Origin of the sequence: Sutcliffiella halmapala (genome assembly GCF_050107295.1) — a bacterium.
GTDB classification, from domain to species: domain Bacteria; phylum Bacillota; class Bacilli; order Bacillales; family Bacillaceae_I; genus Sutcliffiella_A; species Sutcliffiella_A halmapala_A.
Genome location: NZ_JBNIKR010000005.1, coordinates 129,572 through 144,771 on the forward strand (window position 1 = coordinate 129,572; position 15,200 = coordinate 144,771).

The 15,200-nt window shown below is 43.7% G+C and carries 17 protein-coding genes; 15 read left to right on the top strand and 2 right to left on the bottom strand.

Annotation, left to right across the window (positions count from 1 at the left end):
- Positions 1–21: 21 nt before the first annotated feature.
- On the top strand, positions 22–783 hold the full coding sequence (locus ACQCT5_RS09815) for a sugar phosphate isomerase/epimerase family protein (protein ID WP_499641378.1): 762 nt from the start codon (positions 22–24) through the stop codon (positions 781–783).
- 178 nt (positions 784–961) lie between these two features.
- Here the strand turns inward: ACQCT5_RS09815 and ACQCT5_RS09820 are convergent, their stop codons facing one another.
- Positions 962–3,373: a beta-galactosidase gene (locus ACQCT5_RS09820; RefSeq protein WP_499641380.1), complete on the bottom strand. Its 2,412-nt coding sequence runs from the start codon at positions 3,371–3,373 to the stop codon at positions 962–964.
- Positions 3,374–3,763: 390 nt separating this feature from the next.
- Here ACQCT5_RS09820 and ACQCT5_RS09825 point away from each other — a divergent pair, with 390 nt between their 5' ends.
- The 4 genes from ACQCT5_RS09825 to ACQCT5_RS09840 all read left to right on the top strand — a co-directional run bounded on the left by ACQCT5_RS09825 (position 3,764) and on the right by ACQCT5_RS09840 (position 8,284).
- Positions 3,764–4,834: a Gfo/Idh/MocA family protein gene (locus ACQCT5_RS09825; protein WP_499641382.1), complete on the top strand. Its 1,071-nt coding sequence runs from the start codon at positions 3,764–3,766 to the stop codon at positions 4,832–4,834.
- 26 nt (positions 4,835–4,860) lie between these two features.
- Positions 4,861–5,847 carry a glycoside hydrolase family protein gene (locus ACQCT5_RS09830; protein ID WP_499641384.1) on the top strand — a complete coding sequence of 329 codons (987 nt, stop codon included), beginning with the start codon at positions 4,861–4,863 and terminating at the stop codon, positions 5,845–5,847.
- A 124-nt stretch (positions 5,848–5,971) separates the two neighbouring features.
- Positions 5,972–7,135 (top strand): ROK family transcriptional regulator, encoded by a 1,164-nt coding sequence (locus tag ACQCT5_RS09835; RefSeq protein ID WP_499641386.1) that lies wholly within the window; start codon positions 5,972–5,974, stop codon positions 7,133–7,135.
- A gap of 267 nt (positions 7,136–7,402) precedes the next feature.
- Positions 7,403–8,284, top strand: a complete 882-nt coding sequence (locus ACQCT5_RS09840; RefSeq protein ID WP_499641388.1) for a sugar phosphate isomerase/epimerase family protein — start codon at positions 7,403–7,405, stop codon at positions 8,282–8,284.
- Between the two features lie 45 nt (positions 8,285–8,329).
- On the opposite strand, the gene ACQCT5_RS09845 is transcribed toward ACQCT5_RS09840, so the two are convergent.
- Positions 8,330–8,704 carry a PilZ domain-containing protein gene (locus ACQCT5_RS09845; RefSeq protein WP_499641390.1) on the bottom strand — a complete coding sequence of 125 codons (375 nt, stop codon included), beginning with the start codon at positions 8,702–8,704 and terminating at the stop codon, positions 8,330–8,332.
- Between the two features lie 364 nt (positions 8,705–9,068).
- Here ACQCT5_RS09845 and ACQCT5_RS09850 point away from each other — a divergent pair, with 364 nt between their 5' ends.
- From ACQCT5_RS09850 to ACQCT5_RS09895, 10 genes are all read left to right on the top strand, one after another.
- Positions 9,069–9,329 carry a metal-sensitive transcriptional regulator gene (locus ACQCT5_RS09850; RefSeq protein ID WP_417899038.1) on the top strand — a complete coding sequence of 87 codons (261 nt, stop codon included), beginning with the start codon at positions 9,069–9,071 and terminating at the stop codon, positions 9,327–9,329.
- 231 nt (positions 9,330–9,560) lie between these two features.
- Positions 9,561–9,788: a sulfurtransferase TusA family protein gene (locus ACQCT5_RS09855; RefSeq protein ID WP_499641392.1), complete on the top strand. Its 228-nt coding sequence runs from the start codon at positions 9,561–9,563 to the stop codon at positions 9,786–9,788.
- Positions 9,789–9,803: 15 nt separating this feature from the next.
- Positions 9,804–10,286: a DsrE/DsrF/DrsH-like family protein gene (locus ACQCT5_RS09860; RefSeq protein WP_499641394.1), complete on the top strand. Its 483-nt coding sequence runs from the start codon at positions 9,804–9,806 to the stop codon at positions 10,284–10,286.
- Positions 10,287–10,301: 15 nt separating this feature from the next.
- On the top strand, positions 10,302–10,658 hold the full coding sequence (locus tag ACQCT5_RS09865; RefSeq protein WP_499641396.1) for a rhodanese-like domain-containing protein: 357 nt from the start codon (positions 10,302–10,304) through the stop codon (positions 10,656–10,658).
- A 24-nt stretch (positions 10,659–10,682) separates the two neighbouring features.
- Positions 10,683–10,979 (top strand): rhodanese-like domain-containing protein, encoded by a 297-nt coding sequence (locus tag ACQCT5_RS09870; protein WP_499641399.1) that lies wholly within the window; start codon positions 10,683–10,685, stop codon positions 10,977–10,979.
- Between the two features lie 24 nt (positions 10,980–11,003).
- Positions 11,004–11,555 carry a sulfurtransferase TusA family protein gene (locus ACQCT5_RS09875; protein WP_499641401.1) on the top strand — a complete coding sequence of 184 codons (552 nt, stop codon included), beginning with the start codon at positions 11,004–11,006 and terminating at the stop codon, positions 11,553–11,555.
- Positions 11,556–11,607: 52 nt separating this feature from the next.
- A complete protein-coding gene (locus tag ACQCT5_RS09880) occupies positions 11,608–12,723 on the top strand; it encodes an MBL fold metallo-hydrolase (RefSeq protein ID WP_499641813.1) in 1,116 nt (371 codons plus the stop codon).
- Positions 12,724–12,837: 114 nt separating this feature from the next.
- On the top strand, positions 12,838–13,620 hold the full coding sequence (locus tag ACQCT5_RS09885) for a sulfite exporter TauE/SafE family protein (protein ID WP_417900783.1): 783 nt from the start codon (positions 12,838–12,840) through the stop codon (positions 13,618–13,620).
- Positions 13,621–13,946: 326 nt separating this feature from the next.
- Positions 13,947–14,414 (top strand): site-2 protease family protein, encoded by a 468-nt coding sequence (locus tag ACQCT5_RS09890; protein WP_499641815.1) that lies wholly within the window; start codon positions 13,947–13,949, stop codon positions 14,412–14,414.
- Positions 14,411–15,166, top strand: a complete 756-nt coding sequence (locus ACQCT5_RS09895) for a (S)-benzoin forming benzil reductase (protein WP_499641403.1) — start codon at positions 14,411–14,413, stop codon at positions 15,164–15,166. Before ACQCT5_RS09890 ends, ACQCT5_RS09895 begins: the two co-directional genes overlap by 4 nt.
- The last annotated feature ends 34 nt before the right edge of the window (positions 15,167–15,200 follow it).

Here is a 15,200-nt window from a genome sequence, read left to right on the forward strand (position 1 = left end):
AATCAGAGAGGCGTGAATAGGATGAAGCATAAAATTGCTGCTCAGCTTTATACGGTACGTGACCTTTTAACAGATGATTTTCCAGGAGTGCTAAGAGAATTGAAGGAAATGGGTTATGCAGGAGTGCAGATTTCCGGAATGTTCGGCCATGATCCAAAGGAAATCGCTGCTTTGATGAAAGAGCTTGGACTTGGTGCTGCGGGGATGCATGTCGATTTGAACAGCTTAAGTAACGAGTTGCCAAGAGTTTTAGAACAGGCGGACATATTTGGCACCAAGGATCTGATTCTTCCTTACTTAGGGGAAGATGAAAGAACTGTTGAGAACTATATTGCGCTAAAAGCAGAGCTGAACGAAATTGCTAGAAAACTACAAGCGGACGGCTACCGCATCAGCTACCATAACCATGACTTTGAATTCGAAACAGAGATTGGCGGAGTGAATGCACTGGAATATCTGTTGGAGCCATCCGTTGATAATCTTATATTTGCGGAACTGGACGTATATTGGGTGAAAAAAGGCGGCAAAGAGATTGTCAGCTTTTTGGAGCCTTATGCGAACAGAATGCCAATCATCCATTTGAAGGACATGGCGAATAACGAGGAGAAGTCCTTTGCAGAGGTTGGTACCGGGTCCATCGACTTTGAACCGATCCTACGCTGGGGAGAAGAGAATGGTATCGAATGGTACGCGGTGGAACAGGATGAATGTCCGGGGAACCCGTTGGAGAGCTTGAGAGTGAGTATTAATAATTTGCATAGATTAATAGATGAGATGAAATAATATAGAGTGAAAGCCTGGCAGAGTTTAAGACTTTGTCGGGTTTTTTTGTTCAATTTGGGATATGTGGAGAAGTACCTGGTCAGATATACCCTAAACCTATACAAACTCAATAATGATCAAAACCAAAAAACCAGGCCGCAGCATCAGCAGCCACGACCTGGTTTTATCTAAATACCTATTATCCGAATCTCACAACCAACTTATCATCTACTTTCGCATGCTTCTTCGACGTTACAATCGTACGATCTCCATGCTGCTCCACCGTATAATCATCGCTCTCAGAAACGGTACGCTCCGTAACAAGACAAATCGTATCCGAACTTTGGGTCAATCTGAACTCAATCGCATCAGCATCCACATCGATAATCTCAGCAGTGGAATAGGCAATCGTCACATCATGATAAGTCACATTGACCGGAAGCATGACGCCATCCTTGCTTTGCAATGTAAGCTTTTTGCCATCCAAGAGCTTTACTCCATCATGAGTCAAATGGATGTCCTTATCAAATCCATCCAGGTTCAACAGGTGGATAAAGCGTTCGTCCCCATTGGAAACTGATGTTGAGAAAATACCATGATACTCGCAGTCATGCGTCAAACCAGCTGTTGCACCCAGATGTTCTAATGCTTTCTTGAACAGATCCAGGTCACAGCGATAAGCCGTTGAAAGTACAATTGCTCTACCTTTGCCGACCTGCACATCGAATCCGCAGATCTCGTCTGTTTCGGTTACACGCATGATCGGCTGGACTTTTTCGCCAACTTTGAATGTCTGTGTAAAATAGGTGCGAATTTCCGGACGTGGTGCTGCCCAGCCGTCTGCCGTCAGGGACATGTTATGGCCGTGCTTGTTGAATTTTACTTCAACAGGCTCCACGCCAAGTGCATCGGAAAGTGCTTGGAAAGGCTTACCTTCCATATCAAAAGTAGGTACCTCGCCGTACAGAAGTACACCACCACCCGCTTGCAAATACTTCACAAGCTTTTCCTGCACATCTCTATCCATGTATCTGGCAGAAGGGACGATGATGGAAGGTGTCAATTCAGGGTTCAACTCTTTATTTTGAATATCGACAGATCCGAATCGATAGCTCGCAAGAAGGATTGCCCGCGCCATGATTTCCCACGCTCCTGCACCACGATGCATCGTGATATTATCGATGATATCCTTCATTTTCGTGCTGGAAGGATAGCGGTATTCGGTCATGTAGTAATCAGGAATGAAGGCGAAGGATACTGCATCGCGATCTTCATCCATTGCTGCCAATTTATCTGAAACGGCCATCATCGTCTTGATGGATCTCGCCATTCTAGGGAATGTATAGTTCAGCTTACCTTCCGGATTGACCGGTGCAGCAAAGCCGTGGCGTTCTCCAGTGGAAGCGATACGCCCATTTCCATCTCCTGTAGCTTCATCAATCTGATAGTTGTAGCCGCCTGTAAATAGATAATAGTTGATCAGACGGTTACCTTGAGCGACACACATCCGCGTTTTGAAATCCGCAGCGGAAACATCATAGCGAGCGCCATAGGTTTCCCCGAAGTTTCCGTCTCCACAGTTGAACTCAACGGATGTTAGTGGCTGATCTGGATTGTGAACCGCATCCATGAAGCCGTTAATCAAATATAGGTCCTGGAAGGTGGACACATCCAAGTCGCCAAAATAGATGTCTGACCCGGACATATAGCCCTCATCCTGTGTATAGGATTCATAAAGCTGGCTGATCCCGATCGGGTAGGTCAAGCCGCGCCCTCCACCTGTTCCATGGATATTGACGATAAACGGTACGTCCTTCACGCCAAATTCCTCTGCATAGTCGCGCAAGACAGCTACATAGCGTGCAAAGCGGTTTCTCATATAGTGACCTAGATCACGCAAAAGCTCGGCTGCATATTCTTCCGATGGAGAACGGAAGCCGGAGACGCGGACCTCAGGATTAGATAAATCAAATGGATAGCGGGAATCCAATGTCGCGGCATCATATCTCTCCGTAAGCCATCCGGAAAAGTCTTCGATCACATGCTCCGTCAAGTCCGGGCAGTTGCTTACCCAGGAAAGCATCCCGATCTCGTTATCCAGTTGCACTCCTATGATTTTCCCATTATTGGTGTAAAGGCGGGGAGCGATGACACCCATTATAGCCTTGTACCATTTCTTAGTTTCTGCTAAAAATCCTGGAGCAAGATAGTCGATTGTAGGTGTTGTAGCGTCATTGCCGTCCCAGCCTACAGGAATGATTTCCGGATGCTTTTCGTATACCCAATAAGGGATTCCTTCGTTTTTCATCTCAGCCATGATGAATGGACCCGGACGAACAAAGAAGTATAGGTCATTCTCTTCACAAAGATCGATGAATGCCCCCAAATCAAGTTCTGGTCGTGTATGGCCATCAAGATCGATCTGGCCTTCAACCGGCTCATGGCAAAGCCAAGGAACATAGGTTGCAACTGCGTTACAGCCTGCTTCCTTCAATTTATCGATTCGGTCCTGCCAATCTTTGCGTTCCAAACGGTAATAGTGAATCTCCCCGCACATGATCAATACAGGTTTTCCATCGATGATAATCTGCTTATTTTTAATTTCAATCATTTTTCTCCATCCCCTCAAAAATAGATTTAATGCATTTCTGTATTACACTCTGACCCTGAGTGTTAGACCGCTATAACAGCGCTTACAAAAAAGAATGTTGAAACGTTTCGCTTTTTAAATATTATAGAATAGAAAAATAATTCCTTTTATTACAAAGTATTTGAATGAGTATTTACAAAGTAATAGTATCACATTTCATTTATTGTTGAAACGTTTTTATTGAAAGAAGTCTTCCTCATCTACAACCTATTGCTAAGTGGTGGAAGCTTTATTAAGATAAAATTGTTATTGAGGATTTTATAGGGAAATGATATGCTTGAATTATAAATAAATTTAATGAATTAATCAATTAAATGTTTTTCTAAATCATGCGGATTGAGGTGTACAGTCATGGGTTTAAGGATTGGAATTATTGGAACAGGCCAAACAATAGGTGTGGCGACGGACCATCTTAAAGGGATCCAGGCAGTTGCCGAGTGGGAACTGACGGCAATCTATGATATTAAGTATGAGAATGCCAGGCGGTGGACGGAAAGGAACAATCTTTCAGAGAGCATCATCTGTTCGAGCTTGGAGGAAGTCTTTAAAAAGGTGGATGCCATCACCATCTGTACCGATAATTTATCGCATGGAATCATTGCAAGGGAAGCAATGAAACGAAAGGTGCCCGTGTTATGCGAAAAGCCTCTTTCGATTGATTACTACGAGTCCAAGATTCTGGCAGAGGAAGCGGAAAAGGCTGGGATAGTGAATTATATGGGCATGCAGTACCGCTATCATCCCTATGCCCAGCTTATCAAGGAAATCATCCAGGAGGGAAAACTGGGAGAAGTCTTTTCCTACCGGCATAAGCTGGGAGGCTGGAGAATCGGGAACCCCAATGTTGGATTGGAATGGCGGATGAACAAGGAGACTTCGGGACCTGGTGCAGTCGCTGATTTTGGCATCCACCAAGTCGATCTGATCCATTTTTTCCTTCATGAAGTTTGTGGAGCAGTACAGGAAGTGCAGGCGGAGCTTGCGACATTCATCCCATATCGCAAGGGTGATGAAGGAAAAGGAGAGGTCACCAATGACGACCTCGCTGCTGTTATTTTAAAACTGCAAAATGGCGCAATTTGTACATTGAATAATTCCCGTCTATTGCCGCCTGAAGGGGATGGTATTGAAATCGTTGGGACAAAGGGAGCGGTTTCGATTAATCAGCAGGGGGAGGTCTTTTTCCGAAATAGGACAGAAGACGGGTCGTGGGCTGCAGAAGCAATCCTAATGGAATTTCAGGAAAAGCACAAATTTCCTGGTTTGGCCCGAGGGAAACAGTACCAGGAGTTTTATGAAGCAATTGCAAATGGCAAGGAACACGAGCTTTCCTTCGCCTATGGAGCAGCAATGGCAAGGGTAATTGATGCGGCAGTCCTTTCCAGTGAACAAGGCAGAAAAGTGAAGATATCAGAAATATAAATTGATGACAGTGAGGAGAATGAAAAATGGGGAAAACAGAAGTAATGGCAAATCAAATTAAACTGGCACCATTATTTAATCCGGAGGATGGAAAGGCAGTGGTGTCACCTCTAGGAAATGAAACAGGCTATTGGGCAGGTGCTCCAACCATTCTTTTTGATGAAAAGGATGAAACCTTCTATTTATACTATCGCTTACGAAACCCACGTGGCCATGGGGAAAACGAGCGTGGCTTTGAAGTGAGGATAGCAAGCAGCAAGGACGGCGAAAACTTCACGGATGTGTGGAGTTTGCACAAAAAGCAATTGAATTCCAGTTCGATCGAGCGTTCATCTCTTTTAAAAGTGAATGATGATCTTTACAGATTGTATATCAGTTATGTCGATCCTGCTGACAACCGCTGGAGAATCGACGTGGTGGAGGCGGAGACGCCTGCAACATTCGATGTGGATAAACGCCAAAAAGTGCTGACTGCTTCCGACCAAGAGGGAGTGGAGGGTGTCAAGGATCCTTACATCGTGAAGCATGATGATATGTATTACATGTATTTCGTTTACGCTCAAGGATTGAAGGGAGCGGAGGATAAAGGGATGCATGGAACTGGAGACGTCCATAATACCGGACTTGCCGTTGCGCCGACAGGTCTTGCGGTAAGTAGCGATGGTGTGGATTTTGAATGGAACCATACCGTGCTGCCTGTAAGTGAAGCAGGATGGGACCAATACCAATCCCGAGTGACGACTATCATTCCTTTTGAAGGTACCTACACAGTCCTATGGGATGGAAGCGTTGGGGTGGAGCAGAATTACGAGGAGAAGGTTGCATTGGCGGTAACAGCTGACCTGAAAACTTTTGCAAAAATAAATGTGGATGGCCCGGTTCTTGAAACCAGCTTGAAGAAGGCTGTCCGCTATGTGGATGCCATTATTCATGACGGACAAATATGGTATTATTATGAATATACAAGAGCAGACGGGGCACATGAACTTCGATTATGTAAGGTAGGATTATAAAAGGCATCATACTTGGCAGGTTAACTTTTCAAACCCCTGAGTAGTAGGAGTGCAGGAGCAGGCCCTCCTTGCCGTATAAATCCGATCACAACCTTGAGCCACCGAGGAAAAGGGGATTTTGGAAATGTCATTTATAGGTCAGAATACATTAAGAACGAAACAATTAAATAGAACGCTTGTGTTTCAAACCTTACTGAGGCTTGAGTCGCCGACCAGGCAAGAAATTGCAGCCTTCACCAAGCTTACCCCTGCAACCATCACCAATATTGTCAATGAACTGATGGAGTACGGTTATGTGGTGGAGCTTGGGAACGGTGTCAGTGAACTGAAAAGGGCAGGACGCAAAACGGTGGTCCTTGGATTAAATGAAGAGAAAAAAAGGGTCGCCGGCGTACATATCAGAAGTGACCGTGTAGAATTGGGCATCGTGACACTAAGAGGAAAAGTCCTGAAGTCGACAAGCTTCAATCTGCCTGAAAAAATTAAGCAGGACGATTTTTTAAGCCTTTTGACGACAAAATTAGAGAGCTTTTTGCAAAAAAACAAAGCAATCCCTGTTTCCTGCATCGGTGTGGGGTCTGTCGGCCTGGTGAATTATGAAAATGGGACGATACTGGAGGCGGAGCACCTTGGCTGGGAGAATGTTGAGATTGCGGCAGAGCTATCCAGATCGCTGAAACTTCCTGTCCATGTGGATCACCATGTTCGCGCCATGACCTTAGCCGAGAAGATGTTCGGTGCATGTAAAAACCAATCGGACTTTTTATGTGTCTATATTGGACAAGGGATAGGATCGGGACTTTTTCTAAGAGATCAGCTCTATCGCAGTGAAACTACCGGTGCAGGTGAATTTGGCCACATGACCTATCAGCCGGAGGGAAGAGGCTGCTGGTGTGGTAACAAGGGCTGCTTGGAGCGTTATGCCTCAGAGGAAGCTGTCCTACATGAGCTTAAAATGGATTCCATAAGAAGTGTAATGGAAGCATGCCGCAATGGGGAAGCCGACGCATTGGAATCCCTTCGTTCCGCCGGTAACAAAATTGCTGTAGTACTTTCTTCCTTCATTAATATGTTCCACGTCCAGAAGATCGTCATTGGTGGCGACCTGGCAAAGGAAGAATTGCCACTGCTTCGGGAAATCAGGGAAAAGGCGAACGCAAATTCCTTCTTAGCAAAAAAGAGGAAGGTAGAAATCATCACAACAGGATTAGGCGACCAGCAAGGTATAATTGGGGCTGCGAGTATCGCCTTATTGGAGAGCATTTTTACAGCTTCGATAAATAAATAAGTTAAAAAATAAATAATAAGTGCTCTAGTAAAACGACGCTTAGCTGTTGATTGGAGCAATAGGCGAAGACTCCTCGAAAATGCGAGCATTTTCTTCGTGCGATGTATCGCTGCCGCAGCCTTCCTTGTCCTGCGGGAAGCGGCGTTTAGTGGAGACCCCGCAGGCGCAGCCGAGGAGGCTCTCGCAAGCCCCGCGGAAAGCGAAGCCTAGTGCGGAAATCAACAGCGGTGTTTACAAAGTCAAAAAATGAAAAAGAGTGATGATCAGATGAAACTCGGTTATTTGACGAATTCGATTGTGCATCATGGAATAACAGATATAAACAAAATAGTAGAATGGTCACTGCAGCAAGGCTTTGGACATTTGGAAATAGGACCTAACATCCCTTTTGACCACTTGGAGAGAGTGGTTTCAGAAGGGAAAATCAATATAGCTGCACTGACATACTGCCGGAACTTTCTAAGTGAGGATGCGGAAATAGCAGCCGGTCATCGAGAGGAACTGATGACAAGAATAAGAAAAGCGGGGGAACTCGGTATTCCGACCGTTGTCACTTCAACCGGGATCTCGAACAGTGCTAAGGGTGATCGCTATGACAGCTACGACGCCATCCGTTCCAAACCCGAGAATAGTTTAGATCAGGTGGAAGCCTTTTTCGAAGAGGTTGTTGCCCTGGCGGAGAGGGAAAATGTAAAAATCGCGTTTGAGAACTGTCCTTTGATGGGGAATATTGCGATTTCACCTGAAGTGTGGAGCCTCCTGTTTGAACGCCTGGATTCACCAAATGTCGGACTGGCGTATGATCCGTCACATCTGATTTGGCAGTTCATTGATCCTTATCTTCCTATTAAAGAGTTCGGCAGAAAAATCTTTCATGTGCATGCAAAGGATACGGAAATAAATACGGACCGCTTGAAGAGAGTAGGCTTCCTGACAGACTTCAGCTGGTGGCGTTATCGTCTGCCTGGTCTTGGGGCTCTAGATTGGACCAGATTTATTTCAGAGCTCCAGGAAGCGGGATATGACGGGGTAATCAGTATTGAGCACGAAGATCCGGTCTGGGTCGGAGACTTGGAAAAAACCAAAGAGGGTATTTTGATTGCGAAACGCTTTTTGGAACAGGTACCCGGTCTCGTTAGCGCAAGATAAAAAAGAGCGTCTTTCTCCAATGTGAAGTGGAGGAAGCGCTCATTTTTATTTATCACTACTATTAGATCGATGCGATTTCTGGAACTCCTTTAATGCAAAAATGATCTGTTCCTCAAAAGCATCTGAAATCATTTCAACCCCATACTGATATGTTGGATACACTTTCTTCTGCCAAACGATGTTCCCGATAAGGGCGATTTCCCGACTGCCGATGGTCATATGCATCGTCAGCTCGACTTCCTGATTGGATGGGATGTTCAGGGAGGATTGCATTCTTAATCCGCTTGGACTGATGTCCAGCACCACGCCCTCGCCTTCTGAGGATGCAGTGGTCTTTCCATTGATCCTGCTGATATAAAAATTTACCCTAACCGGCATTCCAAATTCATATCGAAACGGCTCATTCCGTTTATACTTCATACATACGCCTCCACACTTAAAGCTGTTTCAAATAGATGGTTGTTGATTTTTGACTATTATCGCATCTACCTTCACAACTAGACATCGTGCTCAATACCCATAAAATAAGGATTCCCAGCAAAAAACAAGCAAATCACTTACGAAAACAGCCTACATAAAACATCGAGCATACAACCAAAATAACAAAAAGCCTTCGACGTGTAAATCAAAATTCCTGCCGGGGTCTGGCCCCTTATTTTTAGCCCCTTATTTTTATTCGAATCTCAGGTGTTGACAAAATACCTACAGGGGTATATTATAAGAGCATGGAAGTTGTGAGTGAGGGCAGACCTCATTCAAAGATTATAATGGAGGTGTAAGGATTATGGAGTATAACTCTCAAGTGAAGAATCGTTTGAAACGGGCTGAGGGCCAGATTCGCGGAGTGCTTCATATGATGGAGCAGGGCGAGGATTGCCGCGATGTTGTAATGCAATTGAATGCAGCCAAAACGGCGATTGATCGAGCCATTGGCGTAATTGTCAGTACCAACCTGGAGGAATGTGTCCGCCAAAATGTACTGAATGGTGAAGACACAAGTGAAGTAGTTAAACAAGCTATTGATTTATTAATCAAAAGCAGATAAATTGCAAGCCAAAGATTGAATCGATAGTATACCTTCATGGGTATATTATTATCCCGAAAAATACCGTGCAGGGTATGAAAAATCGCTTTACAAAATACCCAATAGGGTATACAATGAACACAGAATATTTTTTTTACAAACTTTAATACCCCTGGTGGTATATATTTTTAACTAAAAACATACCCAAGTAGGTATATAATGATAAACCAACACTCAAGGAGGAAATTAAAAATGAATGCAAACAAAGTATTAGATGTTAAAGGATTAGCTTGCCCAATGCCATTAGTAAAAACAAAGAAAGCTTTAAACGAATTGAACTCTGGTGAGATCCTGGAAGTAATCGCAACAGATAAGGGTGCTAAAACAGACCTGGCTGCATGGTCCAAATCTACAGGTAACGAATTAGTGGAAATGAAAGAAGAGCAAGACGTATTTACATTCTATATTAAGAAAGCCTAAGGAGGAACTTAACCTATGACAATCGAAAAAAAGAGAACAACCATCGTATTATTCAGTGGAGATTATGATAAGGCAATGGCCGCTTATATTATTGCAACTGGTGCAGCAGCATACGATCATGAGGTGACGATTTTCCATACATTCTGGGGATTGAATGCCTTACGTAAGGATGAGCTTGTGCCTGTGAAAAAGAATTTCATCGAAAAAATGTTCGGCAAAATGATGCCGCGTGGAGCAAACAGATTAGGTTTGTCCAACATGCACATGGCAGGAATGGGACCGAAAATGATTAAGGGAATCATGAAAAAGCATAATGTAGAGTCACTTCCAAATTTGATTGAATTGGCAAAAGACCTGGACGTGAAATTGGTTGGATGCCAGATGACAGTGGACTTATTAGGCTTGAAGCATGAAGAGATGATCGATGGAATTGAGTATGCAGGAGTAGGAGCATATTTAGCGGATGCATCCGAAGGTAATGTCAATCTATTCATATAGGATGTGAAACGATCGATGGAAATCATTCAATACGTTCTAATTGGGGCAATCATTGTATTTCTTTTATTGAAAATGAAACCAGCTTCCGGAGTAAGACAGCTTACAACAGCTGAGCTGAAAAAGGAACTGAACGATAAGAACAAGCAATTCATTGATGTCCGCACACCAATGGAGTATAAGGGAAATCATATTAAGCAATTCAAGAATCTGCCGCTGGCTACTTTGCACGCAGAGACAGGTAAGCTATCGAAAGAAAAAGAGATCGTGGTCATCTGTCAAAGCGGCATGCGTAGCAATGCAGCGGTTAAAAAGCTGAAAAAGCTTGGTTTTACAAAGGTTGCAAATGTAAAGGGCGGCATGAACGCCTGGTAAAAAGAAAAGAAGGGGGAAGCTCTAATGAAGCAAATTTCTACAAAAGAATTAGAAAAAAAGCTGACTGTCGGTGAGGAAGTTTCGATTATTGATGTAAGAGAAGCGGAAGAGGTAGCTGTAGGCAAGATCCCTGTAGCAACCAACATTCCTTTAAGCTTATTGGAGTTCCGTACACAGGATATTGATAAAACGAAAGCGCATATCATCGTTTGTCGTTCAGGAGCAAGAAGCGCTCAAGCTACGATGTTTTTGGAAGCACAAGGCTTTGATGTAACGAATATGGTTGGCGGAATGCTCGATTGGGAAGGCGAAGTAAAATAATTTTGGCAAGGGAGCTGTTTATAAATGAAAGTAAATTTAACGCTTGATGCAAAGGGGTTGGCATGTCCAATGCCAATCGTACGTACAAAAAAATCAATCGACCAGATCGAAGCTGGGGAAGTCCTAGAAGTATTGGCAACAGATAAAGGCTCTAAAGCGGATATCGCTGCTTGGGCAGAAAAAGTAGGCCATCAGTATTTAGGTACGATGGAAGAAGGCGATGTGCTGAAGCATTACATCCGTAAGGCTCGTTCTGAAGAAGAAAAAGAGGTACAGAAGCACCCGCATACTGCAAGCAATGATGAGCTACAAGCAAAATTAAACGATGATGTAACAGTTATTGATGTTCGTGAGCCTGCAGAATATGCTTTTGGCCATATTCCTGGCGCTGTTTCCATGCCTCTTGGTGATTTGGAAGCACTAGCGGAAAGCTTAGATAAAACAAAAGAAACGTATATTATTTGCCGTACAGGTAGCCGCAGTGATCTAGCTGCTCAAAAGTTGACTGAAAAAGGCTTTACTAATGTTATCAACGTTATTCCTGGAATGTCCAAGTGGGAAGGTCCTACTGCCTAAATTTTTTTAACTAAAATTATACCATAGGGGGTATTTACTCGTGTTAAACGCAATGACTGCTAAAGAAGTAACGAAGAAAATTTTAAACAATGAGCCATTATTTATTTTGGATGTACGTAATGAAGATGCATTTGCTGATTGGAAAATTGAAGGCGCTTCTGTAAAGCATAAGAATATTCCTTATTTCGATCTTATGGAAGGCGTGGAAGAGATTTTAGAAGATATTCCGTCTGAGAATGTTCTTGTAGTCTGTGCAAAAGAAGGCTCTTCTGTGTTCGTAGGTGAAATGCTCGTGGAAGCTGGAGTGAAGAATGTATCCTACCTAAAAGGCGGAATGAAGGCTTGGAGTGAGTACTTGGAGCCTGTGAAAGTTGCTGACCTTGCTGACGGTGGAACATTATATCAATTCGTACGTATCGGAAAAGGCTGCTTATCCTATCTTGTAGAATCTGATGGAGAAGCGATGATCATCGATTCCACCCGCATGGTTGATCAATATGTATCCTTCATCAAAGAAAAGGGATTACAGCTTGTTCATGTTGCGGATACTCATTTACATGCGGATCACATCTCTGGTGGACGTTTGCTTCGTGAAGCAACAAATGCAACATACTGGTTGCCTCCGAAAGATGCGGAAGAAGTGACATTTGCATATGAAAAGCTGGAAGACGGTGTAGAAATTACTGTTGGTTCTACAAAAGTGGCGGTTCAAGCTATCTATTCTCCAGGACATACTATCGGGAGTACATCTTTTGTAGTGGATAACCGCTTCCTCTTGAGTGGAGACATCCTGTTCGTAGAATCTATCGGCCGACCTGATTTAGCTGGTAAAGCGGAGGACTGGGTGTCAGATCTTCGTGAAACTTTATACGAACGCTATAAAGAGCTTTCAGAAGAATTGGTTGTTCTACCTGCACACTTCGGGAACATGTCTGAAGTTGGCGAAGGCGGTCTTGTGGCAGCACGCTTAGGCGACCTGTTTCAAAACAACGCTGGACTGAACATTGAGGACGAAGAGGAATTCCGCAAGCTGGTTTCCGAAAACCTTCCTCCACAACCGAATGCATACCAGCAAATCCGTGAAATGAACATGGGTAAAATCAACCCATCAGACGACGAGCAGCGCGACATGGAAATCGGTCCAAACCGCTGTGCAGTTCACGGATAATAACCATAATTGCGATGTAATTTGAAAATATGGCAGATGATGAAATTCCTGAAAGGGGCCAGACCCCAGCAGGAATTTCATCCATCATGTCGTACTGCAGGAGGGGAATGAATGATGGAGTTTGATTTAATGTGGATTGTGACGTTGTTTGCGATTGGGTTTGTAGGGTCGTTTGTTTCCGGTATGGTCGGGATTGGCGGTTCGATTATTAAATATCCGATGCTGCTTTATATTCCACCGTTACTTGGATTGACTGCTCTGACTGCCCATGAGGTATCCGGTGTGAGTGCGGTTCAAGTGTTCTTCGCAACAATTTCCGGTGTATGGGCATACCGAAAAGGTGGCTTCCTGAATAAGGAATTGATTATCTATATGGGTGTCAGTATCCTGCTGGGAAGTTTTATCGGTGGTTATGGCTCAGGCTTTATGAATGAGGATTCTATTAACGTGGTGTATGGAATATTAGCTTTGATTGCTGTTATTATGATGTTTATCCCTAAAAAAGGTATAGATGATATTCCATTCGATCAGGTGACATTCAACAAGGCCGTTGCAGCAATCCTGGCATTTATTGTCGGTATCGGTTCAGGAATTGTTGGAGCAGCAGGTGCGTTCCTGCTTGTTCCGATCATGCTTGTGGTGCTGAAAATCCCTACGAGAATGACCATTGCCACTTCTCTTGCCATTACGTTTATTTCCTCCATAGGTAGTACGGTGGGGAAAATAACAACGGGTCAGGTTTTGTTGATTCCGGCTATCGTGATGGTAGTGGCAAGTATCATTGCTGCCCCGATCGGAGCAAAGCTTGGACAAAAGATGAACACAAAAGTGCTGCAGTGGACATTGGCACTTCTAATACTAGCGACAACCGTGAAGATCTGGTTGGATATACTATAAGATATTGCTTTAAACAAGGGACTCTGATAAAAGCCGCTGTTGATTTCCACACTAGGCGCAGCGACCTAAGGGGCGTTAGTGGAGCCTCCTCTTCGCCTGTGGGGTCTCCACTGAAAGTCACCTCCAGCAGGAGTCTTCGCCTATTGCTCCAATCAACAGCTAGCGAACACAAGCAATACTAAGACAAAATGCCTGACCGGCAGTTGACTGGTCAGGTTTTTTCATATTTCTTTCACATCCCCAGGTTGTTTTCGCACAAACTCCCCCACCAAGTCATGTATAATTAGAGTATCTAAAGGCATTTACTAAAGAGGGTTATCAATTTGATGTGGGAAATTCTGCTGTTTTTCTTATTCATTGTTCCAGCTGTCCATCTGATTCATGAGATGGGTCATGTTCTTTTTGCCAAGCTTTTCGGTATCAAGGAAACTGAAATCGTTTTAGGAATAGGACCTGAATGGTTCCATTTTTCCCATGCCTCGATTCGGTACCGAGTTCATTACCTTGTGTTTTTAGGAGGATACTCCACCAATAGCAGAGAAGGAGTATTGTCTCCTGAAAAAGTCGCTTTCATCTCGCTTGGTGGTCCTATGTTCAATATTGCATCCATTTTTTTGGTTCTTCCACTCTTAAGAGAGTATGACCTTCTTCTTTTACATTTATTTATCCTATTTAGTTCCTGGGTTGGCTTGGTTAATCTGATTCCTTTTAAAATGGGCAATCGCAAGTCGGATGGCTGGCAAATTGCGACTTCATTATATAGACTGGTAAAAATAAGGAGGAATGATCGATGAACTTTTTTATTGTAACAGGTGCCTCCAAAGGCCTGGGTGAAGCAACTGCAAAGCTTCTATTAAAGGAAAACAACGAGTTGATCTGCATTGCAAGAAACGATAATGAAGAATTGGCTCGACATGCTCTTGAAGCAGGAGTAGCGTTACGTTTTTTGAATGAAGATCTTAGCAATCATGGAAAAATTCCTGGCATGGTCAAGGAAATCATAGCTTCCATCATTAAAGAAAAGGTGGGAGGGATATACTTCATCAACAATGCCGGAATGGTAGATCCCATCAAACCGGCGGGAAAATCAGTTCCGGAACTTATGACGAAAAGTGTCCATTTAAACCTTCTGACACCAATGCTCATTACAAATGAATTTTTAAAGCTGACGGAAGACTGGGATTGTAAAAAAGTCATAGTCAACATCAGCTCAGGAGCTGCCAATCGTCCTATTTACGGCTGGAATACATATGGAACGACCAAAGCGGGGCTTGATATGTTCACAAAATCTGTCGGACATGAGCAGGAGACGGCTGCCAATCCTGCAACCATCATTTCTTTCTCACCGGGAATCATGGATACGGATATGCAGGGGACCATTCGACAAGCGGATAAGGAAGACTTCACCAATGTAGAGGTTTTCAAGAACTACCATGAAAAAGGGGAGCTCCGTTCACCAGGCTTTGTCGCACAAAAAATGCTGGATCTGGTTCGGTCTGATGCAATGGAGAATGGCAGAGTGTACGATATCAAAGAGTTTGTGTAAATAATAGAAAAAAGGAGGCAGCCATCGCTGTCTC